Genomic DNA, 26,126 nt, shown 5'->3' on the forward strand with positions numbered 1-26,126 from the left:
GCTTCGCGGCACCCCGGCTGGTCGGCGTCCCGCACTCCGCTCTCGCCTACACGCTAGAACAAAGCAAAGACACAAGCGGCTACCTCAGCGCGCGGCGTTGCTGCTCATCGTCGCGTTGCGGCTGCTGTCGCGGTACTGCGCCGGATCGCGCATGCCCGCGGTGTGGCACTGGCCGGCGGTGTGCCCGCGGTTGGTCGCGCCCGGAAGCTGGGCATACGCGCGCTCCACCGTGCCGTCTTCGGGATCGCCCAGCACCAGGTCGCTGGCGGCGTTGCAGTAGTCGTTGGTGTACCAGTTCGTGGTGCGGAACGCGGTGGTGTAGTAGTTCACCTTCGACCGCGCCGAGGTCGGGATGCCCGCCAGCCAGGCCGAGGCGCCGCTGTAGGTCATGTTGCTGTTCGAGCCGCAGGCCACGCCGAACCAGTTGCCCACCGTGGCGATGATGCCGGAGAGGTTGGTGCCCTGGTAGGGCGTGCCCACCGACTGCATCAGGCGCGAACCGCTGGCGTTGTCGAGACCGCTCCAGTAGTAGGCATACAGGTGCAGCGAGGCCGCGCCACCCTGGCTGTGGGCGACGGTGCCGAACGAGTTCCACTGCGCGCCGAAGCTCTTGATGCGCTGCGCGAACTGGTCGTGGCTGCGGTTCTGGTTGGCGTCGAGGAAGGTGGCGGAGTTGGCGAACTGCGCCTGCGGCCAAACGCCGCCCGAGCAGTAGCCGTGCACCAGCACCAGCTTGCGCCCGGTGGCGGCGGCACGCGCGTCGGCTGCGGCGGGACGCGGTCCCATCGTCATCAGCTCGTCGATCGCGGCCTGCCTGGCCGGGGCGGTGCGCGGGAGGCGCAGGCGCGGCGTCGACAGCGGCAGGCGCGTGGCCGTCGCCAGCGGGATGAAGTGGTCGGGGTCCTCGATCCTGAGCGCGCGCAGTTCGAATGGCGCCAACGCGCCCGCGCGCGCGATCCAGCGCTCGTCCAGGCCCAGCGACAGTCCGCCGTCGCCGGCCTCGGCCATGCCGCCGATCCAGGCCACCGGCACCTCGCCGCCCTTGCCGTCGCGGCCCCAGACCTCGGCGAGCACGCGGTAGTGCGCGCCCTTGCCGGCGTTCGCGAGCGGCAGCCGCACCGACAGCCGCCCAGGCGACGAGTACGCCGCAGAAGCCGTGCCCGCCGCCAGCCGCGGTCCCGCTTCGATCACCGGCAGCGCGTGCTCGGCGGTGCGCACGAAGGGCGTGCCGAGGCGGTCATGGCCGTGGACGATGACCTGCGCGATCCAGGTGCCGGTGGCGTCGGGCACGAAGCCGCCGGCCAGGCGGCCGTCACCGGCACCGCCATCGCCGTGGCGGCCGTCGTCGTGCATCGGGCGCAGCGTGGCCGTGCCGTCGGGCGCAACGATCCGCAGCTGCGCCGAACGCACGTGCCCGGCGTCGCGGCCCAGCGCGACACGCGTGCCGTCGTCGGCGGCCAGCATCGCGACGATGTCCATCCGCTCGCCGACCAACTGCCGGCGATGCACCTGGTGCGATGCGAGCTCGAGGCGGTCGTCGCCCTTGAGCAGCAGGTAGCCGCGCGCACCCTCGCCCGACCGCGCCTGCAGGTGCAGGGTCCAGTCGCCGCGGACCAGGCCGTCGAGGCGGACCACTGTGCCGGCCTGGCCGTCATGCTCACCGCCCAGTCGCGACGCGCGCGCGCCGCGGGCGAGCGTCGCCTGCGCCAGCTCCACGCCGGCCGGCGACACCAGCCGCGGCGACCAGTCGGCGCCGCCGGACAGCAGCATCGCGTCGAGCCGGCCGTGGTGCACCGGCACGCGCAGCGTGGCCTGGCCGGAGGCGTCGAACACCACCGGCAGCAGCGCGCTGCGCGACAGGATCGCGGCGTGCGCCGGATCCGGCGCACGCATGGCCTCGAACTCCGTGGCCGGGCCGGCCAGCTGCTTCGGCTGCAGCGGCGCCCTCCCGGCGCCGGTCGCCGCTCCCGTTCCCATCGCGATCAGCATCGACGCACACAGCATCGTGCGCACGACCGTTCCCGTCCGCTTGCGCATACCGGTTCTCTCCCATTGGTGGGCGGATCCCCATCCGCCGCGCTCCCTTATAGACCAGTCCCGTGAAGGCGGGCGGCGGCGCGCTGCCGCCGCGTGCCGACCTGGTGCACGATGTCGGCTCCATCGACCATCCGGGGAACACCATGCCCAAGCTCCTGTCGCTGTCCTGCGCCCTGGCACTGGCGCTGTCCGCCCCTTCCGCCCTCGCGCAGGAGGCGCAGCGCGCCGAAGTCGCCGAGGCCGCGCAGCGCCTGCAGGCCAGGGTGGTCGACTGGCGCCGCGACATCCACCAGCACCCCGAGCTCGGCAACCGCGAGACGCGCACCGCGAAACTCGTCGCCGACCACCTGCGCGCGCTCGGCCTCGAGCCGAAGACCGGCATCGCCACCACCGGCGTCACCGCGGTGCTCAAGGGCGGCAGGCCCGGCCCGCGCATCGCGCTGCGCGCCGACATGGACGCGCTGCCGGTGACCGAGGCCACCGGCCTTCCCTTCGCGTCGAAGGCCACCGCGACCTTCAACGGCGAAACCGTGGGCGTGATGCACGCCTGCGGCCACGACGCCCACACCAGCATCCTGATGGGCGTGGCCGAGGCCCTGGTGGCGATGCGCGACGAGCTGCCCGGCGAGGTGTTGTTCGTGTTCCAGCCGGCCGAGGAAGGTCCGCCGGACGGCGAGGAGGGCGGCGCGGAGGTGATGCTGGCGCAGGGCATCTTCCAGGACTTCAAGCCGGACGCCGTGTTCGGCCTGCACGTGTTCTCGACCCTCAACGCCGGCCAGCTCGGCGTGCGCAGCGGTCCGACCATGGCGGCGTCGGACCGCTTCAACATCGTGGTGCAGGGCCGGCAGACGCACGGCTCGCGGCCATGGGGCGGCGTCGACCCAATCGTGGCCGCGGCCGACATCATCGGCACCGCGCAGACCGTGGTCAGCCGCCGCCAGGACATCTCGCGGCAGCCGGTGGTGCTGAGCTTCGGCGCGATCCGCGGCGGCGTGCGCTTCAACATCATTCCCGACCGCGTGGAGATGATCGGCACCATCCGCACGTTCGACGAGGACATGCGCAAGGCGGTGTTCGCCGACCTGGCCAACGTGGCGGAGAAGGTCGCCGCCGCGCACGGCGCCACCGTGGTGGCGAAGGTGCCCGACATCGAAGGCACCCCGGTCACCGCCAACGACCCGGCGCTGACCGCGCGCATGCGCCCGAGCCTGGAAGCCGTGGCCGGCGCCGGCCACCTGGTCGACATGCCGCTGAACATGGGCGCCGAGGATTTCTCGTACTACGCGCAGCAGGTCCCCGCGGTGTTCTTCTTCGTCGGCGCCACGCCCGCCGGGCAGGACCCCACGACGGCGCCGAGCAACCACTCGCCCGAGTTCTTCCTCGACGAAACCGCGCTGGACCTGGGCCTGCGCGCGATGCTGCAGCTCTCGCTGGACTACCTTCACGGAGACACTGGGGCGTCCTGAAGAGCTTTTGCCACGGATTTACGCGGATGACGCGGATTTGCACGGATCAAGCAAAAGAAGAAGGCATGGTCCGAGGCACCAGCCGGCGCCTTTCGATTGACCTGCTCTATCCGTGTAAATCCGCGTTGATCCGCGTCATCCGTGGCAAGGCGTTTCCCGGCACCCGGCCGCACGGCGCGCGATAATGCCGGCATGACCAGTGAACTCCCGCTCGGCCGCGAGGTCGCCTACCCGCGTGCCTACGATCCGTCGCTGCTGTTCCCGATCCCGCGCGCGCAGGGCCGTGCGGCGCTCGGGCTCGGCGACGGTGCCCTGCCCTTCGCCGGCCACGACCGCTGGCATGCCTACGAGCTGTCCTGGCTCGACGGCCGCGGCCGGCCGGTGGTGGAGACGGCGACGTTCCTGGTGCCGGCGGGTTCGCCGAACCTGGTCGAGTCGAAGTCGCTGAAGCTCTACCTCAACTCGCTCAACGGGTCGCGCTTCGACGGCCGCGACGAGGTCCGCGCGCGGATAGTCGCGGACCTGTCGGCGGCCGCGGGCGCTCCGGTGGCGGTGGAATTCGGCCTGCCGCCCGTCGATGCCGGCGACGGCGCCATGCCGGGTGCACCGGTACCGGTATCGCTCGACGACCTCGACGTGGAATGCGACGAGTACGACGCGCCCAACCCCGCGCTGCTGTCGGCGAGCGACGACGAAGTGGTGGACGAGGTCCTGCATTCGGCGCTGCTGAAGTCGAACTGCCCGGTCACCGGCCAGCCGGACTGGGCGAGCATCCGTATCGCCGTCCGCGGCCCGCGCATCGACCGTGCCGGGCTGCTGCGTTACCTGGTCTCGTTCCGCGAGCACGCCGGCTTCCACGAGCAGTGCGTCGAGCAGGTCTTCGTCGACCTGATGGCGCGCTGCCGGCCGCAGGCGCTCTCGCTCGAGGCGCGCTACACCCGCCGCGGCGGGCTCGACATCAACCCGTGGCGGGCCACGCCGGGCCTGGCGCCGCCACCCGCGGCGCGCGATCCGAGGCAGTAGCCGGCTTCGATGTTTCCTTAACGGGCCCGGTGTATACCTGACAGCGCTTCGCGCGGCACAGGAGGCCCCATGAGCAGACCCCAGAACCCCAACGACCCCGGCTCGCTGTCGCTGAAGCCGGGCACCACGCCGGCCAATCCGGACCGGCCGGGCGGCAAGCCCGACTTCTCCAGCGTCCAGTCCGGCGTCACCAGTACCGAGGCCAAGGCGGCGAAGCCCGACTTCGGCAACGTGCAGTCCTCGGTCACCTCGACCGAAGAAGCGGTGGGCGAACGCCAGTACACCGTGCAGAAGGGCGACACGCTCTCGCACATCGCCCAGGCGCATTACGGCAAGGCCAGCCAGTGGTCGCGCATCTTCGAGGCCAACCGCGACCAGCTGGACGATCCCGACCGGATCCAGCCCGGCCAGGTGCTCAGGATTCCCGCCGCGGCCCGCGAGGACGGCGGCACCACGACCAGCCCCCACGGAGACCCGCTATGACCCGACGCCCCATCAATGCCGCCCCCGCCGCGCTGGCCGCGGCGCTGCTGGCCACGCTGGCACTGGCCGGCTGCAAGAAAGACGAGCCCGCGCCGCCGCCTCCGGTGGCCACCCCGGCCCCGGCACCCGCGCCCGCTCCGCCGCAGGAACCCGCGGCCCCGGTGGTCAGCGTGACCTCGGTCGATCTCGGCAATGCCATCGGCGCCGACAACCGCGTGACCACGCCGGCCACGACCTTCGCGCCGAACGACACCATCTATGCCTCGGTGGCGACGACGTCGTCCGATCCGGCCTCGCCGCAGCGCGGCCAGCTGACCGCGCGCTGGACCTACGAGGGCAACCAGGCGGTCGACGAGACCAGCCAGGACTTCGACTTCACCGGCACCGGCGCCACCGCGTTCAAGGTCAGCAAGCCCGACGGCTGGCCCACCGGCAACTACCGCGTCGAGATTCTGTACGACGGCGAGGTGGTGCAGACCCGCGATTTCGAAGTGCGCTGAGGCGCAGCGCGGTGCATCAAGGCGCGGTCCCAAGGGGCCGCGTCTTTTTTTTGGTCGCCACCCCCGCGCGCCCCCGCGCCTTTGCCCGCATCGTCGCGAAGCGCGACAATGACGGTCCACATCCGCGGCGCCCGCCCCGGCGCCGCGGCACCCCACGGAGGAACCCGATGGCAGACTTCACCCCGACCGTGCCCGCAGGCGCGAGCCCGATCACCAAGACCGCGCAGGGGCTCAACGTCCCCGACCGCCCGGTCATCCCCTTCATCGAGGGCGACGGCACCGGTCCCGACATCTGGCGCGCCAGCGTGCGCGTGCTCGACGCCGCGGTCGAGAAGGCCTATGGCGGCAAGCGCAAGCTGGAATGGATGGAAGTGCTGGCCGGCGAGAAGGCCTTCAACCAGACCGGCGAGTGGCTGCCGGAGTCCACCGTCGAGGCCTGCCGCGAGTACCTCGTCAGCATCAAGGGCCCGCTGACCACGCCGGTCGGGGGCGGCATCCGCTCGCTCAACGTCGCGCTGCGCCAGATGCTCGACCTCTACGTCTGCCTGCGCCCGGTGCGCTGGTTCGAGGGCGTGCCCTCGCCGGTGAAGAAGCCAGGCGACGTCGACATGGTGATCTTCCGCGAGAACACCGAGGACATCTACGCCGGCATCGAGTTCGAGCCGGGTTCGGCCGATGCGCAGAAGGTGCTCGACTTCCTGCAGAAGGAGTTCCCGAAGGGCTTCGACAAGATCCGCTTCGGCACCGCCGACAAGGCCGCTGGCTGGAACGAGCAGCTGTCCGCGGTCGGCCTGGCGGCCACCGACGCCACGGTCAACGTCGGCATCGGCATCAAGCCGGTCAGCTGGCAGGGCACCGAGCGGCTGGTGAAGTCGGCCATCGAGTACGCGATCGCCAACGGCCGCAAGTCGGTGACCCTGGTGCACAAGGGCAACATCATGAAGTTCACCGAGGGCGCGTTCCGCGACTTCGGCTACAAGGTCGCGCGCGAGCAGTTCGGCGCGGTCGAGCTCGACGGTGGCCCCTGGCACATCATCCCCGAGGGCAAGCCGGGCGCGGGCATCGTCATCAAGGACGCGATCGCCGACGCCTTCCTGCAGCAGATCCTGCTGCGCCCGCGCGAGTACGACGTCTCGGCCACGCTGAACCTCAACGGCGACTACCTGTCCGACGCCCTGGCCGCGCAGGTCGGCGGCATCGGCATCGCGCCGGGCGCCAACATCAACTACGTCACCGGACACGCGGTGTTCGAGGCCACCCACGGCACGGCGCCGAAGTACGCCGGCCAGGACAAGGTGAACCCGGGCTCGGTGATCCTGTCGGGCGAGATGATGCTGCGCTACATGGGCTGGACCGAGGCCGCCGACGCCATCATCAAGGCGATGGACGGCGCGATCGGCTCCAAGCGCGTCACCTACGACTTCGCCCGCCTGATGGACGGCGCGACCGAGGTGAAGTGCAGCGAGTTCGCGGACGAGATCATCAAGCACCTCTGACCCGCAGGGCGGATGCGGGCAACCGCCGTATCCGCTGGTAAAACCCGCAATGCCCGCGACTTCCGTCGCGGGCATTGTCGTTTCCGGAGCCTGGTTTCCCCGCCACCCCATCGTCCAGGCGAGCCCGGGCGGCGAGTGCGCTCCGCTGCCGCCGTGCCTTCATCCGGCGCACACCGGGGGGATGAATACGATGCGCGACCCCTGGAATCACGGAGCCGCGCATGTCGTCCTTCGCCCTCTACCTGATCGGCATGGTCATCATCATCGGCGGCCTCGCCTGGGGCGCCTCGATGGCCGGGCTGGCCACGCAGTGGATCGCGATGGGTGCGATCGTGCTGCTGGGCATCGGCATCGTGACCGCGGTGTCACGCACCCGCCGCAAGGATCCGCCGGCCTGAGGCCCGGCGGCCCGTTCGCGCGCCAACGACACCCCGGCGCACGCCGGCAGGCCATCGTCCGGGCGACACTGCGGCCATGAGCCCTTCGCCGAACGACCCGCTGGTTCCCCGCGCCGCCGCGCTGGTGCTGGATGCGTTCGAAGACTATGACGCCCGCTTCGGCGACCTGACGCGACGGGCGCGGCGACGGAAGTGAACTTCCGCGACCTGCCCGAAGCCCGCGAGGAAGACGGGACCCGCCCGCTGGAAGACTGGCTCTACGCCCGCCCCGACGACGTCTTCCCTGCCCTGTTCCCGCGCTTCCTCGGCCTCTCGCCGCCCCTGCGCCAGGCCCTGCTCGACGCCCATCCCGGCATCTTCGACGCCGCGTGGTGGCGCGGCGTGCAGGCGAAGCTGCGCGCCGGCGGCTACCTCGATGTTCCTCCGTATCCCGCTTCGGCGCGGGTGTGATCGCTGCGGGTGGGGATCCTATTCTTGCCACGGATGAACGCGGATGGGCGCGGATTTTCGCGGATAGAGCAAAGGCAGAGAAGAAGATTTTCAGCCACGGATTTACGCGGATCACGCGGATCTCACCGAGGAGAACTGTGGCCCAGGGCCAATCCGGCGCAGCTCGCCAGAAGCAAGTCCAGAACAAAAAGCCCGTGCAGGGCCCGATGCCCACGCTGGCCTCGGCCAGATCCGCGTAATCCGCGCAAATCCGTGGCAAGGATCTTTTCCGCTTTTCCTGCCCTTTCCGCTTTCCTGCCTTCCCAGCTCTATCCGCGTAGATCCGCGCCCATCCGCGTTCATCCGTGGCAAATGCTTCTCCCGAACGCGCCGGTTTAGCGGTTAGGCTTGCGGACCTCACCGCTTCACGGAGACGCGACCATGGCCGCACGGCTTTCGCCCCTGTTGATTCCGTTCTTCCTCGCGGCCTGCGCCGCCACGCCCGCGACCGACACCGGGGCGGCTGCGGCGCCTGCGCCGGCACAGGCCGCGGGCATGTCGATGCGCGCACCCGATCCGCTGCTCGACCAGGCGCTCGGCGGCGCGTGGCGCTCGCCGGAGAACGTGGCCCGCGACCAGTACCGCCATCCGCGCGAGACGCTGGCCTTTTTCGGCATCGAGACCGGGCAGACCGTGGTCGAGATCACGCCCGGCGGCGGCTGGTACGCCGAGATCCTGGCGCCGTGGCTGCGCACCGGCTACGTGGCCGCGGTGGTCGACCCGCAGGCGCGGCCGGAAGGCCGGGCGCGCGATTACGCCGCGCGCTCGAAGGACGGCCTGGACGCGCTGTTCGCCGCGAAACCGGCCCAGTTCTCCGATGCCCGCGTGGTGCTTTACGACCCGAAAACCCCGGTGTTCGGCCCCGCCGGTTCGGCCGATGCCGTGCTGACCTTCCGCAACGTGCACAACTGGCGCTCCGACGGCGTGGCCGGGGCCATGTTCAAGGGCTTCTTCGAGGTGCTGAAGCCGGGCGGCGTGCTCGGCGTGGTCGAGCACCGCGCCGCCGGCGACGTGGCCGATGACGACGGCTCGGGCTACGTCGGCCAGAACCAGGTGATCGCACTCGCGACCGCGGCCGGCTTCCGGCTCGACGAGGCGAGCGAGATCAACGCCAACCCGCGCGACACCCGCAACCATCCCAACGGCGTCTGGACCCTGCCTCCCGGCAACAACCACGACGCCGAGGACCGCCAGATGTACCAGGCCATCGGCGAGAGCGACCGGATGACGCTGCGCTTCATCAAGCCCTAGTGCTGGTCGCATTCAACAAGCCCCACGGCGTGCTCTGCCAGTTCACCGACAGTAGCCAGCCCCCGCGACCGACGCTGGCGGGCTTCGGCCTGCCGGCGGGCGTGTATCCCGCCGGAAGGCTCGACCACGACAGCGAGGGCCTGCTGCTGCTCACCGATGACGGCGCCCTGGTCCACCGCATCACCGACCCGCGCCACAAGCTGGCCAAGACCTATCTGGTGCAGGTGGAAGGCGCGCCGTCCGCAGAGCAGCTGCAGCGGCTGCGCGACGGCGTCGAGCTGCGCGATGGCCCGACCCGTCCGGCGCAGGCGCGCCTGCTCGACGCGCCGCCGCCGCTGTGGCCGCGCGACCCGCCGGTGCGGGTGCGCAAGACCGTGCCCAACGCCTGGCTGGAGCTTGCGATCAGCGAAGGCCGCAACCGCCAGGTGCGGCGGATGACCGCCGCCGTCGGCCTGCCGACCCTGCGCCTGGTGCGCACGCACATCGGCGGTGCCGGACTGGACGGACTCGCACCGGGCCAGTGGCGCGAGCTTCCGGCCACGCGTCCGTTCTCCTGAACAGTTCAGCCGGCGCACCGCTGCCGCACGCCATGCGCAAGGCACCGGCGCTGGCCCCCCTCACTTTCTGATAACGTTTTCAGTCCCCGCACGACCGGTGTCGAGCGGACCGCGGAAAGGGGCCATGAAAGCGAACCAGAACCGTGGCCGGGTGCTCGTCGTCGACGACCAGGCCGCCAACCTGCGCGTGGTGAGCGCCCTGCTCGAACGGCAGGGCTACGAGGTCGCCGTTGCCGGAGACGGAGAGGCGGCGCTCGCGATCGCCGAGGACCAGGCGCCCGACCTGATGCTGCTCGACATGATGATGCCGGGCATGGACGGCTTCGGGGTCATGGAGGAAATCCGCCTGCGCGCGCTGCTGCCGCGGGTGCCGGTGGTCTTCCTCACTGCCGCCCAGGACCGCGGCCTGCTGCTGCGCGCCTTCGAGGCCGGCGCGGTCGACTACGTGGTGAAGCCCTTCATCCCGGATGAGCTGGTGGCGCGGGTGAACGCGCACATCGGCCTCAAGCTCGCGCGTGACCGGCTGGAACAGGTCGCGCGCGAACGCCAGGAACTGGTGAACCTGGTCGCGCACGACCTGAAGAATCCGCTGACCAGCGTGGTCTTCGCCAGCGACATCATGGTCGCCGGCACGCTGCGGCCCGAACGCGTGCCGCGCTACCTGCAGATGATCCGCGACAGCGCCGAGGAAGGGCTGGGCTACATCAGCCGCTACCTGGAAACCCAGGCGCGCGCGCGCGATGCGCGCAGTGCCCGCGACGCGCGCGTCGAGCTGGCCAGCGTGGTGGAGTGGATCGTGGGCCGCTACGAGCTGCAGTTCGAGGACAGCGGCAGCCGGCTGCGCGTGTGCCGGCCGATCGAAGGCGTCGTGGCGATTGACGAGCTGGTGCTGCGACAGGTAGCCGGCAACCTGGTCGGCAACGCCATGAAGTACGCGCCCTCCAGCGACGTCGACATCCTCTGCAATCCCGGAGCGCCGGGGTTCCGGCAGCTGCGCGTGGCCGACCGCGGCCCCGGCGTGCCGCGCGACCGCCAGCGCGAGCTGTTCACGCCGTTCTCCCGCCTGACCGAGGTCGATCCGGCGCGCGCCGGCACGTCCAGCGGCCTGGGGCTGTCACTGGCCCGGCAGATCGTCAGCGACGCCGGCGGCCAGCTCTGGTATGAGGACCGCGAGGGCGGCGGGGCCTGCTTCGTGGTGGAGCTTCCGGAGGCGCCGACGGCCTGAGGTCGCGGCGCGCCGCGCCTGCCGGAGTGGTCCGCCGACCGGGCCGGGGGCTCAGTCCTCGCCGCGGGTCGGCCGCTCGCCGATGTCGGTCGCGTGCGGATCCGGCTCGGGGCGGTCGAGCGCCTCGCGGATGCGGCTGGAGCGGCCTTCGATGGCTTCACGCTCGGCCAGCTTGCGGCGATGGCGGGCGACCGCGTACAGCGCGGCACCGACGCCGACCGCGGCTGCGGCCAGCGCCACCGGATGGCGACGGGCCACGGTGCCGACCGCACGCGCGCCGGTGCGCGCCGCGCCCATGGCCACCCCGGCCTGCAGCCACTTGCCGGCACCGGCCTGGGCGCCTTGCAGCCAGTGGCCGGCGCTGCCGGGCGCATCCTGCAACCACTTGCCGGCACCATCGGCGCCGTTGCGGAGGCCGTCGCCGAGGCGGCTGGCAAGGTCCAGCGCCCGGTCGGGAATGGCGTTGCGGACATCGCGGATGAGGGTGCGCTTGCGCATGCATGACTCCTGGTGGCGGTGCGACGGCTGGCGCCGGCGCGGTTGATCGGGAGGATCGGAGGCTGGCAGTGTCGGCCGCCCGCCGTGGTGCCGGCGTGATCCGACGCGCGTCCGTTCAGCTGCCGCGCGGGCGTGCGCGATGGGTGGCAACGGCGTTCCAGGGATCCTCGGGCCAGGGATGCTTCGGGTAGCGTCCCTTCATTTCCCGGCGTACTTCCGGCCATGTGCGGTCCCAGAAGCCGCGCAGGTCGGTGGTGACCTGCAGCGGGCGACCCGCGGGCGACAGCAGGTGCAGCAGCAGCGGCACGCGGCCGTCGGCGACGCGCGGCGTGTCGGCCAGGCCGAACAGCTCCTGCAGCTTCGCCGCCAGCACCGGCGGGCGCGGCGCGCCGTCGTCGCCGATGCCGTAGTCGATGACGCGCGCCTGGCCCGAGGGCACGGTGATGCGCACCGGCGCCAGCGCGTCGAGCGCCTGTTGCAGCGGCCAGTCGAGGCGCGAGCGCAGCGCGTTCGAGAGCTCCTCGGCGCCGAGCGCATCCAGGCGCGTCTTGCCGGCGAAGGCCGGACGCAGCCAGTCGTCCAGGCTGTCGAGCAGGGCCGCGTCACCGACGTCGGGCAGGCCGAGGTCGGGCCGCCAGGCGCGCAGGCTGGCAACGCGCGCGCGCCACTGGCGCAGGCCGTCGCTCCAGGGCAGCACATCCAGGCCAAGGTCGCGCACCGCGTCAGCCAGGGCCTGCGCGGCAGCGGCGGGATCGGGCCGCCCGGCGGGCCGGCTGTCGAGCACGATGCCGGCGAAGCGGCGCACGCGCTCGGCGACCAGGGCGCGGCGCCCAGCGTCCCAGCGGGTCTCGTCGCGTTCGCTGAAGTGCTCGCCGAAGTCGCGCCGCAGCACCGCCTCGTCCACCGGCGCCGCGCGCAGCAGCAGGGCGTCGCCGCGCGCCTCGAAGCGCAGCTCGGTGGCCACCAGCCAGGGCTCGCCCACCAGCCCGCTGTCGTCGGTCAGTCGCGCCATGCGGCCGTTCGCCAGCTGGTAGCGGCGCAGGTCGGAGGCGTGGCGCGCGGCGATGCGGTCCGGAAAGGCGTGCGCCAGAAGGTCGCCGAGCGCGTGTGCCGGGAGCTCGCCGGGCGGCGGCGTCTCCACGCGCAGGCGGCGGCGCCACTGGCGGGCGGCGGCATCGATGGCGGCGAGCGCGGCGCGGCTGGCGTCGGCGGGCACGCGCCGCTCGCGGAATCCCGCGAGCGCGCGCCAGCGCGCGGCCAGCGCATCGCTGCGCGAACGCAGCGGATCGCGCGCCTCGAGCAGCGCGGCCAGGTCGCAGGCCAGCGCGCGCGACACCGGGTCGCGCGCGGCCAGCAGCATCGCGGCCAGCCGCGGGTGCGTGCCGAGCACGAGCATCCTTCGGCCCTGCGGCGTGATCGTCCCGGCGGCATCGAGTGCGCCGAGCCCGCGCAGCAGGTCGCGCGCCGCGGCCATCGCCCCTGGCGGCGGCGGATCCACGAAGCGCAGCGCCTCGCTGCCCCAGACCGCCAGCTCCAGCGCCAGGCCCGCCAGCTCGACCTGCGCGATCTCCGGCCGCCGCTGCGGCTCCAGGCGCTGCGACTCCGGCCACAGCCGCCAGGCCCGGCCCGGGGCCACGCGCCCCGCACGCCCCGCGCGCTGGTCGGCCGACGCCTGCGCGATCCGCACCACGTCGAGCCGGCTGAAGCCACTGTTGGGGTCATGCCGCGGCTCGCGCGCCAGCCCGCTGTCGACGACCACGCGCACGCCGGGCAGGGTCACGCTGGACTCCGCCACGTTGGTCGCCAGCACCACCCGCCGCCGGCCATCGGCCGCCGGCTGCAGCACGCGCGCCTGCTGCTCCACCGGCAGGTCGCCGTGCAGCGCCAGCACCTCGACGCCGGGCATCGCGGTCCCGGTTGCGGCGACATCGCTCCCGGCATCCTCCAGCACCCGGGACAGGCGCTCGATCTCGCGACGCCCGGGCAGGAACACCAGCACGTCGCCCGGATGCGACGCCAGCGCATGCCCGACCGCCCGTCGCGCCTGGTGCTCGACCGCCTCGTCGCGGCGAGCCGGGAAATGCGCCACCTCGACCGGAAAGCTCCGCCCCGCGCTCGACAGCCGCGGGGCCTCAAGAAACGCCGCCAGGCGCTCGCCATCCAGCGTCGCCGACATCACCACGATCCGCAGGTCCTCGCGCAGCCCCGCCTGCACGTCCAGCGCCAGCGCCAGCCCCAGGTCCGCCGCGAGATGGCGCTCGTGGAACTCGTCGAACAGCAGCGCCCCCACGCCCTCGAGCATCGGATCGTCCTGCAGCATGCGCGTGAGGATGCCCTCGGTGACCACCTCGACCCGCGTCGCCGCCGACACCCGGCGCTCGAAGCGGATCCGGTAGCCGACCGTCTGCCCGACCTCCTCGCCCAGCGACGCCGCCATGAACCCCGCCGCCGCCCGCGCCGCCACCCGCCGCGGCTCCAGCATCACGATCCGCCGCCCTTCGAGCCACGGCGCGTCCAGCAGCGCCAGCGGCACGCGCGTGGTCTTGCCCGCCCCCGGCGGCGCCTCCAGCACCAGCCGCGGATGCGCCGCGAGCGAGGCCCGGATCTCCGGCAGCAGTCCATCAATGGGAAACGTCGGCTCGCTCACCCGCAAAGGATAAGGACCTCCGGCCCGTAAAGCAGCGCGCGACAGCGCGTCGGGCTCGCCCCCACCGCCGAAGCCGGAGCACGTCACGTCGCCGAAGCGCGCCGCTGCGCAGGGGGCATGGGCAGCGCACAAGGATGTGCGCGGAAGGCGAATCAGCCACGGACGGCTGCTTCGCCGGTCCATGCCCCCTGCGCAGCGGCGCGCTCCCTCCCGAAGCCGAACGCCTCCACCGGCAGCCCACCAACAGGCACCCACCTACAATGCCCGCATGGACCTCATCGACATCGGCCTAAACCTCACCCACGACAGCTTCGACCACGACCGCGACCGGGTCTGGCAGCGCGCCCGCGCCGCCGGCGTCGTCCAGGCCGTCCTCACCGGGGCCAGCCGCGAGCACTCCCCGCTCGCCCTCGAACTCGCCCGCACCCGCCCCGGCGAATGGTTCGCCACCGCCGGCGTGCACCCGCACCACGCCAGCGAATACACCGCCGAATGCGACGCCGAGATGCGCGCCCTCCACGCCCATCCCGAAGTCGTCGCCGTCGGCGAATGCGGCCTCGACTACTTCCGCGACTTCTCCCCGCGCCCCGCCCAGCGCAAGGCCTTCGAACGCCAGCTCGAGATCGCCGCCGACACCGGCAAGCCGCTGTTCCTGCACCAGCGCGACGCCCACGCCGACTTCGTCGCGATCATGAAGGACTTCGAGGGCCGCATCGGCCCGGCGGTGGTGCACTGCTTCACCGGCACCCGCGAGGAGCTGTTCGACTGCATCGACCGCGACTGGCACATCGGCATCACCGGCTGGCTGTGCGACGAGCGCCGCGGCCAGCACCTGCGCGACATCGTCGGCAACATCCCCGCCAACCGGCTGATGGTGGAGACCGACGCGCCCTACCTGCTGCCGCGCACGCTCAAGCCCGTGCCGAAGGACCGCCGCAACGAGCCGGCCTTCCTGCCGCACATCGTCGAGGAGCTCGCGCGCGACCGCGGCGAGGACGTCGCGGTGACCGCAGCCAATGCCACGGCCGCCACGCGCGCGTTCTTCCGCCTGCCGGGCTGAGGATCCGCCTACGGCATCATGGCGTCCTGGTCCAGCGGCGCGCCCACCACGAAGGTCGTGGTTTCCAGTTCGTAGCCGATGGCATCCGGCGGCGCGTCCGCATCCAGCACGATCTGGTCGGCATGCATGCCGGCGCCGGGGTTGAACCCGCGGTCGGTGTGGCTGGCGAAGCCCCAGCGCGCGCCCCCGGACCAGACGCAGGCCGTGCCGCCACGCTGCGACCGCCAGCGGTTGCAGGACTGGCCAGCCACGGTTTCCGGCGCGGAGCCTGCCTGCGGATCGCTTCCGCTGGACGCATCGACAGAGGCCAGGACGATGTCGGGATTGCCTTCGCCCTCCGTGCGCGCCCCCGTCTCCAGGTCGACCAGGATCGAGCGCTGCGCGTCCACGTATCCGTGGATGCCGGTGAGGGCGAGCGTGAACGTGCAGAGCGCCTCGGGCGTGCCGGCCGCGTCCGGCGGCTCGGCATGCCAGGTTTCCATGCGATAGGCGAGATGCTCGCGGTCGCGCCACATGCGCCAGCGCGATGTACCGACCAGGTGCTCATCGGACGACGGCAGGGGCTGGGTCGCGATTCCCGCATTCCTGCAGCTTTCGACGCGGTGCCGGTAACCCTCCAGCTGGGCATTGCGCCCGTTCTCGAGCATCTGCACGACTTGATCGAGGTACAGGCTCGGCGCGTCTCCTGCATCAGGGGATGCCGGGTCCGGGGATCCCGGCCGCCTTTCGTCCTGATCGCCCGCATCGCTGCAGCCAGCGCCAAGAAACAACAACAGCGCGAAGGCAAGTCCGGTTACCCGGCCCGTGCGCACGCTGCGGAATGTGTCCTGCATGGTCCGGAACTCCATGGGTTCAATCCAGGCGGACGAGTTCTACCCGACGGTTCTTCGCGCGCCCCTCGTCGGTGTCGTTGTCGGCCACAGGCTGCGACTGGCCGTGGCCCGTGGCTTCCAGCCGTGATGCGTCGATGCTCTGCACCACCAACGCGGCCACCACCGACTGCGCTCGCGCTTCGGACAGGCGCTGGTTGTGCGCGGCATCCCCCGTGGCGTCGGTATGGCCATCGATCGACAGGCGCAGCGCGGGATCCTCGCGCAGCAGCGCCAGCACCTGGTCGATCTGCGGCTGCGAGTCGGAAAGGATGTCGGCCTTGTCGACGGCGAAGTTGACTTGGATGGCCACGCGGCCGTCGGCGTCGATCTGCCGCTTGAGTTCGGAGGCCTCGAGCAGGCCGGCGGTGATTTCGAGCGGCGTGGTTTCGACCACGCGCAGGTTTCCGCCGTTCGAGTAGCCGCCCACCTGGATCCAGATGTCGCGGTCGTGCCGGCGGATCACGAAGGTTTCCACCGGTCCGGAAAAGGTATTGCCCATCGACGAATAGAGGCGGGACTGGAGCTCGGGATCGGCATCCTCCACCGCCTCGCGGAACTCCTCGGGAATGCGTCCCTGCGCGATGCTCTGGCCGCCCGCCTGCCGGATCGCGGCCTGCATGTTGCGCTGGTATTCAAGCAGGGAGAACGTCTTGCCTTGCGCCTTGTCGCCGATGATCCGGCCGCCGAACAAGCGGCCCTCGACCCATTCCATGCGGTCTCCGGTCCAGAACGGGATGCGCTCGAAGTCGGAGGCCTCCTCGCCCTGGTACACGTAACCCGCGGGCAGGCGCAGGTACGGGAACTCGCCCAGCGCAATTTCGCTGAGCGGAACGTTCGCGATGTCGAAGCCGGGTTCCGGGGCGCTCTCCGCTTCGCTGGCGGCGGATCCGGCATCCGGATCCGGCGTCGCCTGCGGCGCAGGAGGTGCCGCAGTTGCGGCCGCGGACTCCTGTTCTTTGTCAGGCGCGCCTCCGCACGCCGCCAAGCCCAGGGCCAGCGCAACGGCCACTGCAGGATTTCGGTTTCGCATGGTCTTCTGCTCCTTCAGTCAGTCCAGCCGCACCAGCTCGACCCGGCGGTTCTTCGCCCGGCCTTCTTCAGTGTCGTTGTCGGCCACCGGCTGCGACTGGCCGTGGCCCTTGGCTTCCAGTCGCGATGCGTCGATACCCTGCGCCACCAGCGCGGCCACCACCGACTGCGCGCGCGCTTCGGACAGGCGCTGGTTGTGTCCGGCGTTTCCGGTGTCGTCGGTGTGGCCGTCGACCGACAGGCGCAGCGCCGGATCCTCGCGCAGCAGCGCCAGCACCTGGTCGATCTGCGGCTGCGAGTCGGGAAGGATGTCGGCCTTGTCGACCGCGAAGTTGACCTGGATGGCCACGCGACCGTCGGCGTCGAGCTGCTGCTTGAGCGCGGAGGCCGGCAGCAGCGCCGCGGTCTGCACGAAGCCCTTGCGCTCGGCGACCACCCAGCCCGAGGAGAGGTAGTCCAGCGCCGCGTGCACCCAGACCTGGCGCCCGTCCGCAAGGTCGACGCGGTAGACGCGCGATTCATAGTCGTCCCAGCCGAAGCCCGTGGCATCGCTGTAGAAGCCCTTCAGGTCGCTGTCGTAGCGATCCGACGCTTCTTTGGGGATCCGACCCTCGAACACCAGCACGCCGCCGGCCTCGGCCATCATCGCCTCGAGGTTGCGACGCACTTCGTGCATGGAGTTGGCGCGCTCCCGGGCCCTCACGTCCGCGGCATAGGTCCTGCCCTCCACCTCCTCGAACCCGCTGCCGGTCCAGAACGGGTACATGTCGAAGTCGCGCTGCTTGGGCCGGTTGCCATCGGCATAGCCCGCCGGAAGCGACAGATGGGGGAACGCGCCGCTCCAACGCGCGCTGGCCTCGAACGGACGCTCTTCCACCACCACCAGCGCAGCGCCGTGGGAATGCGTGGACAGCTGCATCCAGATGTTCCGGCCCGTCTGGCGGATGACGTGGACCGTGGTCGCTGCCTCGGCATCGAGATTGACCCCCTCGATGAAGCCGCCGCCGATCTCGGCCTCGAGCTGCGGGCCGTAGTAGAAGTCGCGCTGCAGCGGACCCTCGAACACCTGCTTCGCGCCGGCCTGCTCGAACACCGCCTCCAGGTTGTGGCGCAGTTCGCGCGGGGAGAACTCCTTGTCACCGCGGTGGTCGCGATCGATGCCGAGCAGGCTGTTCCAGCTCGCACCCTCGACCCAATGCAGGCCGTCGCCGAGCCGGAACGGAAAGCGCGCGAAGCTGCGCTGGTCGGGCCGGTTGACCGGACCGTAGCCCGCAGGCATGGAGAAGAACGGAAGCTCGCCCAGCGACGCACTGCTCAACGGTACGCTTTGGATGTCGAACGGCACCAGCGCGATCGGGTTGCCTTCCTTGTCCTCGAGGCCCGACCCGGAACGCGCCGCATCGTCAGCGCCGGCGTCGTCCGTCTCGGGCAGCGCCGCCACGGCTGCTGCGCCGTCGGCGCGCGGAATCGTGGCATCGTCGGAAGGCCCGGCGGCTGCGCCAGCCGCCGCATCGCCGGCGGGGTCGGTCGCACCGACGCAGGCGGACAGCATCATCGCGAGCACGCACGCGGCGGCCAGGTTCCCGTTGCGCATTCCTCTTGCTCCTACGGTCGGAAAGCGGCGAGCTTACCGGATGTTCCCGACGGTCCCGGGACACGCGCCGCTCCGCGGCGCGCGCCTCAGCTGCGCAGGCCCACTCCCCGCTTCAGCAGCCACAGCCCCAGCGCGCCCAGCGCGACGACGAAGCCGACCATCAGCGCATACGCCACCCACAGCGGCACGTCGCTCTGGCCGAGCAGGCCGTATCGGAACGCGTTGACCATGTAGAAGATCGGGTTGGCGTGCGTGGCCGCTTCCGCCCAGCCCGGCAGCAGCTTGACCGAATAGAACACGCCGCCGAGGTAGGTCAGCGGGGTGAGGATGAAGATCGGCACGATCGCCACGTCGTCGAACTTCTTCGCGAACACGGCGTTGACGAAGCCGGCCAGCGAGAAGATCGTCGCACCCAGCAGCACGGTGGACAGCGTCACCAGCGGGTGCGGGATGCGCACGGTGGTGAACAGCATCGCGATGCAGAGCACGATCACGCCCACCATCAGCCCGCGCAGCACGGCGCCGGCCACGTAGCCGCCCAGGATCACCCAGGGCGGCATCGGGCTGACCAGCAGCTCCTCGACGTGGCGCCCGAACTTGGCGCCGAAGAACGACGACGAGATGTTGCCGTAGCTGTTCTGGATCACGCTCATCATCACCAGGCCGGGGACGATGAAGTCCATGTAGGTGATGCCGTCCATGGTCCCGATGCGGCTGCCGATCAGCCCGCCGAAGATCAGGAAGTACAGCGTCATGGTGATCGCCGGCGGCACCAGGGTCTGGCTCCAGATGCGCAGGATGCGCGTCACCTCGCGGCGCGCGATGGTGCCGAGGGCGACGAGGTTGGCGCGCAGCGGAGAGGCGTCGGCCGGGGGCGGCGTGGTCGGGATGCGGCTCATGCGGCGGGTCCGTTGGGGCCTGGGGGGGTGGCAGCGCGTGCGGGGGTGGCGGCTGCTCCCGGGTCGCCGGTCATGCGCACGAACAGCTCCTCCAGCCGGTTGGACTTGTTGCGCATCGAGCGCACGCGGATGCCGGCGGCATCGAGCGCTGCGAACACGCGGTTGAGGTCCATCGCGCGCGGCATGTCGACGTCGAGGGTGTGCGCGTCCGCGGCGCGCACCTGGGCGCCGGGAACGTCGGGCAGCATCGCGGGCAGGTCGTCCTCGACGTCGAACAGGAAGCCCTCGACGTCGAGCCTGGACAGCAGCGCGCGCATCGGCCCGGCCTCGACGATGCGGCCGTGGTCGATGATGGCGAGGTTGCGGCAGAGGTTCTCCGCCTCCTCCAGGTAGTGCGTGGTGAGGATGATGGTGGTGCCGCTGGCGTTGATCCGGCGCAGGGTTTGCCACATGCCGCGGCGGATCTCGATGTCGACGCCGGCGGTGGGCTCGTCGAGGATCAGCAGCTTCGGCCGGGTCATCATCGCGCGCGCGATCATCAGCCGCCGCTTCATGCCGCCCGAGAGCGTGCGGCTCATCTTCTCGGCCTTGTCCCACAGCTGCGCCGAGCGCAGCTCCTCTTCCGCGCGCACCATCGCCTCCGCGCGCGGGATGCCGTAGAAGCCGGCGTAGTTGACCAGGATGTCGAGCGGCTTCTCGAACATGTTGAAGTTGATTTCCTGCGGCACCAGGCCAAGCAGGCGCATCGCCCGGTCGCGCTCGGCGTGCAGGTCGACGTCGAACACGCGCACTTCGCCCGAGGTCTTGTTGACCAGGGACGAGACGATGCCGATCAGGGTCGACTTGCCGGCGCCGTTGGGGCCCAGCAGCGCGTAGAAGTCGCCGGGCGCGACATCCAGCGAGACGCCCTTCAGGGCCTCGACGCCATTGTCGTAGGTCTTGCGCAGGTCGCGCACGGAAAGCGCGGCGGGCGGTGCGGCTTCGCTCATCGGGTTTCCCTGGGCGCGGGGGGGATCGGGGGAGCGGTATTATAGAAGTCCCGCGGGCCCCGGCCCGGCAATGGTCCGTTCCATCGTGCCCGCACTGTTCCCGCTGAAGCTCGCCTCGCGCCGGATGCTGGCGCCGACCGTCGCCCACCTCGCCTTCAGCCGCGACGACGGCCTGCCGCTGGACTACATCCCCGGCCAGTTCATCCAGGTCCATTTCGAATACGCCGACGGCAGCGCGGCCAGGCGCAGCTATTCGCTGGCCACCATCCACGACCACGCGATGGGGCCGGGCGAGCTGGTCGAGATCGCGGTCAGCTACGTGCCCGGCGGCGCCGCCACCGCGCTGTTCGAGAACCTCGACATCGGCGGCACCGTGCAGGCCAGCGGGCCCTTCGGCCGCTTCTGCCTGCAGCCGCGCGACGACAATCGCCGCTACCTGCTGGTCGGCACCGGCACCGGCGTCACCCCCTACCGCGCGATGCTGCCGCTGCTGGAGCAGGCGATGGCCTCCCGCGGCGTCGAGGTCGTGCTGCTGTTCGGCGCACGCAGCCCCGACGAGCTGCTCTACGGCGACGAGTTCCGCGCCTTCGCCGACGCGCACCCGGGCTTCCGCTTCGTGCCCTGCTTCTCGCGCGCGCTGCCCAAGCCGGGCTCGGCGCACGACCATCCCGACGTGCGCCACGGCTACGTGCAGCAGTTCCTGGCCGAGTTCGCGCCCTCGGCCGAGGGCGACATCGCCTACCTCTGCGGCAATCCGGACATGGTCGACGCCTGCTTCGAGGCGCTGAAGGCGCATGGCCTGCCGGTGCCGCACATCCGCCGCGAGAAGTACGTCAGCAGCAAGTAGGCACCGGGCCCGTCGCCCCGCTACAGGGCGCGTGGCGGGCTGGTCACATACGGGGCCGGGCGCGCGTCCGGGGAGGACAGGACGAGCGCATCGAATCCATCTTCCAACCCGGGGACGACGAATGAGAACAAGACGAGCCATCAGGGCGATCCTGCCCGTCGCGGCGCTGGCGGCGCTGCTCGCCGGCTGCACGCCCGCGCCCGAGGGCGGCGGGGCGCCCGACACCCGCCTGCGCGTGGGCGACATCACGTTCGAGCCGTGTTCGCTCAGCGCCGTGGGCGCGCGCGCGGTCGAGGCCCAGTGCGCCCGCTTCGAGGTGCCCGAGGACCACGACGCGCCCGACGGGCGCCGCATCGGCCTCGCGCTGGCGCTGCTGCCGGCCGAAGGCACGGCCGAACCCGACCCGGTGGTGATGATCGCCGGCGGCCCCGGCCAATCGGCGCTTGAGTCCTATCCGCAGGTGGCGGCGGCGTTCTCCGACCTGCGCCGCAACCGCCACGTGCTGCTGGTCGACGCCCGCGGCACCGGTGGCTCGCACCCGCTGCACTGCGCGGCGGAGGACGAGGGCAGCGCGTTCGACGTCGAACAGATGACGGCCGAGGCCATGCGCGCCTTCGCCGAGCGCTGTCGCGACGCGCTGTCGGCCGACGGCACCGACCTGCGCCGCTACGGCACCACCGACCACGTGCGCGACCTCGAAGCGGTGCGCAAGGCGCTGGGCGCGCCGCAGCTCAACCTCGTGGGCATCTCCTACGGCACGCGCGTGGCGCAGCAGTACGCCAAGGCCTGGCCGGAGGCCACGCGCACCGTGGTGCTCGACGGCGTGGTGCCGAATGCGATGGTGCTGGGCCAGGAGCACGCGCGTAACCTCGAGCAGGCGCTGGACACCCAGTTCCAGCGCTGCCGCGACGAACCCGCCTGCGTCGGCACCCTGGGCGACCCGTCGGCGCAGCTGGACGCGGTGCGCGCCACGCTGGAAGCCAGCGACCTGGCCCCGGTGCAGTACCGCCATCCGGTCAGCGGCGAATGGCTGGAGGACCGGCCCTCGTTCGGCCATCTCGCGGCCCTGCTGCGCATGTTCTCCTACCAGCCCGCGGCCTCGGCCACCCTGCCACTGCTGCTGCACGACGCCTCGCAGGGCCGCTACGCGCCGATGATGTCGCAGGCGCGGATGCTGGCCGACTCGCTGGACAGCCAGATGGCGCAGGGCATGCAGCTGTCGGTGATCTGCACCGAGGACGTGGCCGACATGGCCATCGATCCCGAGGACGCCGGCAGCCTGCTCGGCACCGGCATGGTCGAGTTCTTCCACGCGCAGTGCCCGGCCTGGCCGACGGCGCCGCGCGCGGGCGGCTTCCGCGATCCGCTGTCCGGCGACGTGCCGGTGCTCGCGATCAGCGGCGAGTTCGATCCGGTCACGCCGGCGCGCTACGGCGAAGAAGTGACCCGGCACCTGGCCAACGGCCGCCACCTGGTCGCCCCCGGCCAGGGCCATAACGTCATCGGTGCGGGCTGCATGCCGAAGCTGTTCGCGCAGTTCGTCGAGCGCGCCGACGCCTCGGACATCGACGCCAGCTGCCTCGACCGCCTCGCGGCGGCGCCGCCCTTCGCGGGCAACTACGGATGGGAGCCCTGAGATGATCGAAGTCCACGACCTGCACAAGACCTTCAAGGCCAAGTCGGGGCCGGTGCACGCCGTGCGCGGCGTCGGCTTCGAGGCCCGCGACGGCGAGATCACCGGCCTGCTCGGCCCCAACGGCGCCGGCAAGACCACCACCCTGCGCATGCTTTACACGCTGATGTCGCCCGACCGCGGCTCGGTGCGCGTCGACGGCATCGACGTCGCCCGCGACGCCACCGCGGTGCGCCGCACCCTCGGCGTGCTGCCCGATGCGCGCGGCGTGTACAAGCGCCTGACCGCGCGCGAGAACATCGCCTACTTCGGCCGCCTGCACGGGCTTGACGACGCCACCATCGCCGCGCGCACCGAGTCGATGTCGCGCACGCTCGGCATGGAGGACTTCCTCGACCGCCGCACCGAGGGCTTCTCGCAGGGCCAGCGCACCAAGACCGCGATCGCGCGCGCGCTGGTGCATGCACCGCGCAACGTGATCCTGGACGAACCCACCAACGGCCTGGACGTGATGACCACCCGCGGCCTGCGCAGCTTCCTGCAGGACCTGCGTGCCCAGGGCCACTGCGTGATCTTCAGCAGCCACATCATGCAGGAGGTCGCCGCGCTCTGCGATCGCATCGTGATCATCGCCCAGGGCGAGGTCCGCGCCAGCGGCACGCCGGACGAACTGCGCGCACTGTCGGGCGAGGACAACCTCGAGGACGCCTTCGTCGACCTGATCGGCACCGAGGAGGGCCTGTCCGCATGAAGCTCTTGAACAACACGGTGTGGACCGTGGCCCGCAAGGAACTGGTCGACCTGTTCCGCGACCGGCGCACGGTGATGCTGGGCCTGCTGATGGGGCCGCTGCTGTTCCCGCTGCTGATCGTCGGCATGGGCACGCTGGCCGAGAAGCGCGCGCGCACGCAGCTGGAGTCGGTGCTGGAGGTCCCGGTAATCGGCGCCGCGCACGCGCCGAACCTGGTTGCCTTCCTCGGCACGCGCGACATCGAAGCGACCGAGCCACCGGGCGACCCGGAACGCGCGCTGCGCGAGCAGGACCATGACGTGGTGCTGCGCATCCCCGAAGCCTTCCAGGAACAGTGGCGCGGCAGCCGCATGGCCACGATCGAGATCCTCTACGACTCGTCGCGCCAGGACTCGCACATCCCCGTGGAGCGCGTGCGCGCGGCGCTGGGCGAGTACAGCCAGCAGGTCGGCGCGCTGCGCATGATCAGCCGCGGCTTCAGCCCGGAGGCCACGATCGCGGTGATGGTGGCGCAGCGCGACGTCGCCACGCCGGAGGCCAAGCGCGGCATGCTGCTGGCGATCCTGCCCTACCTGCTGATCTTCAGCTCCTTCCTGGGCGGCGCCTACCTGGTGACCGACGTGACCGCCGGCGAGCGCGAGCGCCAGTCGCTGGAGCCGCTGCTGGCCACGCCGGCCTCGCGCAGCGCGATCATGAGCGGCAAGATCCTCGCCGCCTGCCTGTTCGGGATGCTCAGCATGGCGCTGATCGTGCTCGCGTTCCGGCTGAGCTTCGCGCTGGCGCCGGCCGCGATCCAGATGGTCTCGGTGTCGGCGGCGATGATGCTGAAGATCCTGCTGGTGCTGCTGCCCATGGTGCTGATCGGCACCACCCTGCTGACCCTGATCGCGGCCAGCGTGAAGTCGGTGAAGGAAGCGCAGAGCTACATGAGCGTGTTGATGCTGCTGCCGATCGTGCCGACGATCGTGCTGATGGTGAACCCGCTCAAGAACGAGCTGTGGCAGTTCGCGGTGCCCTTCCTGGCCCAGAACCAGATGCTGCTGAAGATCATCCGCAGCGAGTGGGTGTCGCCGCTGGAGTGGGCGACGTACCTGGGCGCGGGCTTCGGCATGGGACTGCTGCTGTGGCTGATGGCGGCGCGGCTGTACCACCGCGAGAAGCTGGCGATCTCGGCCTGATCCGCATCGACGCGACACGAAAAAGCCCGGTCGATGGCCGGGCTTCTTCGTGGTGGCGCTGGCGCTTCAGCCGCCGGGATTGAAGGCGATCGTCCGGCGCGTGGTCACCGGCTGCGCGACCGGTTCGAAGCGCCAGCGCCGGACCGCGGCCACGGCTTCGCGGTCGAACACGCGCGGCGGGTCGGCGCGCACCACGCGCGCGTCGCTGACGCTGCCGTCGGGCGCCACGGTGAACTCGACCTGCACTTCGCCCGACTGCGCGGCGCGCAGGGCCTCGGCGGGATAGCGCGGCGCCGGCGTGCTCAGCGGGCGCAGCGTGGGCGCCGCGGGCGCCGCCGGCGTGGCCGCGGCCGCCGCCTGCTGCTGCGCGCGACGCTGCTCGGCGGCACGTTCCTCTGCGGCACGCTGCTCTGCGGCCACGCGCTCGGCCTCGGCGCGGGCCGCGGCGTCGCGCTCGGCGGTGCGCTGCTGCTCGGCCAGCTGCTCCGCGGCGACGCGCTGCTGGTCGGCCTGCGCGCGTTCGCGTTCGGCGGCGAGCTGGCGCTGGCGTTCGGCTTCCTGCTCGGCGCTCAGGGCCTGCTGCTCGATGCGGGCCTTGGCCGCCGCGTCGGCGCTGTCGATCGAGGCCTGCAGGCGCTGCAGCGCGGGATGGTTGGCGTCGGCGCGCGCCACCAGCGCGGCGAGGCGGCGCGACTCCTCGAAGTCTTCGCGGTCGCGCGCCTGCTCGGTGGCGATGACGAGCATCGGCATCAGGTCCGTCAGCGCGCTGGCGACGGCGGCGTCGCCAGGCGATTTCTCGCGCAGCGCGAGGTAGTACTCGAGCGCGTTGTCGCCCGCGGGCGCGTATAGCCGGCTCTCGGCGTAGGCCGTGCGGCCGCGCTCGCGCAGCTCGTCGGCACTGAGGGCGGCCAGTGCGTCGGCCTGGGCCGCGGCCTGTTCGGCGGCGGCTTCGGTCGCCGCGGCGGCGGTGGCCGGGCTACCGCCGGCAGCCGCGTCGGCAGGCGCCGCGGCCTCGTCCTTGCCGCACGCCGAGATGGCCACGATCAGGGCCGCCGCGAGTGCCAGGCGCGGCAGCCCACGCCACGCAGAAGCTTGGTTGTTCAGCAACATCGGTTGTACTCCCCCTGGGTGTGCGGATCCGCACGTATGCCTAGGACGCGATACGCGGGGCCGTTTGTCAACACCCGGTCATGGTCCGTCCGGG

General features: G+C 71.5%; 24 protein-coding genes. 15 read left to right on the plus strand and 9 right to left on the minus strand.

Annotated features, from left to right (window positions below; genetic code table 11):
- Positions 1-84: 84 nt before the first annotated feature.
- Positions 85-2,037: a choice-of-anchor X domain-containing protein gene (locus tag IE168_RS13395; protein WP_189499090.1), complete on the minus strand. Its 1,953-nt coding sequence runs from the start codon at positions 2,035-2,037 to the stop codon at positions 85-87.
- A 143-nt stretch (positions 2,038-2,180) separates the two neighbouring features.
- Here IE168_RS13395 and IE168_RS13400 point away from each other — a divergent pair, with 143 nt between their 5' ends.
- From IE168_RS13400 to IE168_RS13445, 10 genes are all read left to right on the plus strand, one after another.
- Positions 2,181-3,503 (plus strand): amidohydrolase, encoded by a 1,323-nt coding sequence (locus tag IE168_RS13400; RefSeq protein WP_189499187.1) that lies wholly within the window; start codon positions 2,181-2,183, stop codon positions 3,501-3,503.
- A 192-nt stretch (positions 3,504-3,695) separates the two neighbouring features.
- Entirely contained in the window at positions 3,696-4,526 is an 831-nt protein-coding gene (gene queF, locus IE168_RS13405; protein ID WP_189499092.1) for an NADPH-dependent 7-cyano-7-deazaguanine reductase QueF, read from the plus strand.
- Positions 4,527-4,637: 111 nt separating this feature from the next.
- The gene (locus IE168_RS13410) at positions 4,638-5,009 is read left to right on the plus strand and encodes a LysM peptidoglycan-binding domain-containing protein (protein ID WP_229823590.1); all 372 of its coding nucleotides are present in this window, start codon (positions 4,638-4,640) and stop codon (positions 5,007-5,009) included.
- A complete protein-coding gene (locus tag IE168_RS13415; RefSeq protein ID WP_189499096.1) occupies positions 5,006-5,509 on the plus strand; it encodes a hypothetical protein in 504 nt (167 codons plus the stop codon). The genes IE168_RS13410 and IE168_RS13415 overlap by 4 nt, the downstream gene beginning before the upstream one ends.
- 167 nt (positions 5,510-5,676) lie before the next feature.
- Positions 5,677-7,005, plus strand: coding sequence for an isocitrate dehydrogenase (NADP(+)) (gene icd / locus IE168_RS13420; RefSeq protein ID WP_189499097.1), 1,329 nt, complete (start codon positions 5,677-5,679; stop codon positions 7,003-7,005).
- A gap of 221 nt (positions 7,006-7,226) precedes the next feature.
- Complete coding sequence (locus IE168_RS13425) at positions 7,227-7,403, plus strand: hypothetical protein (RefSeq protein ID WP_189499099.1); 177 nt, start codon at positions 7,227-7,229, stop codon at positions 7,401-7,403.
- A 192-nt stretch (positions 7,404-7,595) separates the two neighbouring features.
- Positions 7,596-7,853, plus strand: coding sequence for an isocitrate dehydrogenase kinase/phosphatase-domain containing protein (locus tag IE168_RS13430; protein ID WP_189499101.1), 258 nt, complete (start codon positions 7,596-7,598; stop codon positions 7,851-7,853).
- A 420-nt stretch (positions 7,854-8,273) separates the two neighbouring features.
- Positions 8,274-9,143: a class I SAM-dependent methyltransferase gene (locus IE168_RS13435; RefSeq protein WP_229823587.1), complete on the plus strand. Its 870-nt coding sequence runs from the start codon at positions 8,274-8,276 to the stop codon at positions 9,141-9,143.
- Positions 9,143-9,700: a pseudouridine synthase gene (locus IE168_RS13440; RefSeq protein WP_189499103.1), complete on the plus strand. Its 558-nt coding sequence runs from the start codon at positions 9,143-9,145 to the stop codon at positions 9,698-9,700. The genes IE168_RS13435 and IE168_RS13440 overlap by 1 nt, the downstream gene beginning before the upstream one ends.
- Positions 9,701-9,824: 124 nt before the next feature.
- Positions 9,825-10,925, plus strand: a complete 1,101-nt coding sequence (locus tag IE168_RS13445; protein WP_189499105.1) for a hybrid sensor histidine kinase/response regulator — start codon at positions 9,825-9,827, stop codon at positions 10,923-10,925.
- Positions 10,926-10,976: 51 nt separating this feature from the next.
- On the opposite strand, the gene IE168_RS13450 is transcribed toward IE168_RS13445, so the two are convergent.
- Together IE168_RS13450 and hrpB are read right to left on the minus strand one after the other, a co-directional pair.
- Positions 10,977-11,423, minus strand: a complete 447-nt coding sequence (locus tag IE168_RS13450) for a hypothetical protein (RefSeq protein WP_189499107.1) — start codon at positions 11,421-11,423, stop codon at positions 10,977-10,979.
- A 115-nt stretch (positions 11,424-11,538) separates the two neighbouring features.
- Entirely contained in the window at positions 11,539-14,070 is a 2,532-nt protein-coding gene (hrpB, locus tag IE168_RS13455) for an ATP-dependent helicase HrpB (RefSeq protein ID WP_189499109.1), read from the minus strand.
- A gap of 268 nt (positions 14,071-14,338) precedes the next feature.
- Here hrpB and IE168_RS13460 point away from each other — a divergent pair, with 268 nt between their 5' ends.
- On the plus strand, positions 14,339-15,130 hold the full coding sequence (locus IE168_RS13460) for a TatD family hydrolase (RefSeq protein WP_189499111.1): 792 nt from the start codon (positions 14,339-14,341) through the stop codon (positions 15,128-15,130).
- Between the two features lie 8 nt (positions 15,131-15,138).
- Here the strand turns inward: IE168_RS13460 and IE168_RS13465 are convergent, their stop codons facing one another.
- From IE168_RS13465 to IE168_RS13485, 5 genes are all read right to left on the minus strand, one after another.
- On the minus strand, positions 15,139-15,942 hold the full coding sequence (locus tag IE168_RS13465) for a hypothetical protein (RefSeq protein ID WP_189499113.1): 804 nt from the start codon (positions 15,940-15,942) through the stop codon (positions 15,139-15,141).
- 40 nt (positions 15,943-15,982) lie between these two features.
- Entirely contained in the window at positions 15,983-17,032 is a 1,050-nt protein-coding gene (locus tag IE168_RS13470; RefSeq protein WP_189499116.1) for an OmpA family protein, read from the minus strand.
- An 18-nt stretch (positions 17,033-17,050) separates the two neighbouring features.
- A complete protein-coding gene (locus IE168_RS13475) occupies positions 17,051-18,625 on the minus strand; it encodes an OmpA family protein (RefSeq protein WP_229823588.1) in 1,575 nt (524 codons plus the stop codon).
- 86 nt (positions 18,626-18,711) lie between these two features.
- A complete protein-coding gene (locus IE168_RS13480; RefSeq protein ID WP_189499118.1) occupies positions 18,712-19,524 on the minus strand; it encodes an ABC transporter permease in 813 nt (270 codons plus the stop codon).
- Positions 19,521-20,513 carry an ABC transporter ATP-binding protein gene (locus tag IE168_RS13485; RefSeq protein WP_189499120.1) on the minus strand — a complete coding sequence of 331 codons (993 nt, stop codon included), beginning with the start codon at positions 20,511-20,513 and terminating at the stop codon, positions 19,521-19,523. The genes IE168_RS13480 and IE168_RS13485 overlap by 4 nt, the downstream gene beginning before the upstream one ends.
- A gap of 70 nt (positions 20,514-20,583) precedes the next feature.
- Between IE168_RS13485 and IE168_RS13490 the strand changes: the two genes are divergently transcribed.
- The 4 genes from IE168_RS13490 (at position 20,584) to IE168_RS13505 (ending at position 24,922) form a co-directional block, all read left to right on the plus strand.
- On the plus strand, positions 20,584-21,360 hold the full coding sequence (locus tag IE168_RS13490) for an FAD-binding oxidoreductase (RefSeq protein WP_189499122.1): 777 nt from the start codon (positions 20,584-20,586) through the stop codon (positions 21,358-21,360).
- Positions 21,361-21,481: 121 nt separating this feature from the next.
- A complete protein-coding gene (locus IE168_RS13495) occupies positions 21,482-22,996 on the plus strand; it encodes an alpha/beta fold hydrolase (protein ID WP_189499124.1) in 1,515 nt (504 codons plus the stop codon).
- Between the two features lies 1 nt (position 22,997).
- Positions 22,998-23,744, plus strand: a complete 747-nt coding sequence (locus tag IE168_RS13500; RefSeq protein ID WP_189499127.1) for an ABC transporter ATP-binding protein — start codon at positions 22,998-23,000, stop codon at positions 23,742-23,744.
- Entirely contained in the window at positions 23,741-24,922 is a 1,182-nt protein-coding gene (locus IE168_RS13505) for an ABC transporter permease (protein WP_189499129.1), read from the plus strand. The genes IE168_RS13500 and IE168_RS13505 overlap by 4 nt, the downstream gene beginning before the upstream one ends.
- 66 nt (positions 24,923-24,988) lie before the next feature.
- Here the strand turns inward: IE168_RS13505 and IE168_RS13510 are convergent, their stop codons facing one another.
- A complete protein-coding gene (locus tag IE168_RS13510) occupies positions 24,989-26,032 on the minus strand; it encodes an energy transducer TonB (protein WP_189499132.1) in 1,044 nt (347 codons plus the stop codon).
- Positions 26,033-26,126 lie beyond the last annotated feature (94 nt).

Source organism: Luteimonas padinae, assembly GCF_014652935.1.
In the GTDB taxonomy this organism is placed as follows: Bacteria; Pseudomonadota; Gammaproteobacteria; order Xanthomonadales; family Xanthomonadaceae; genus Luteimonas; species Luteimonas padinae.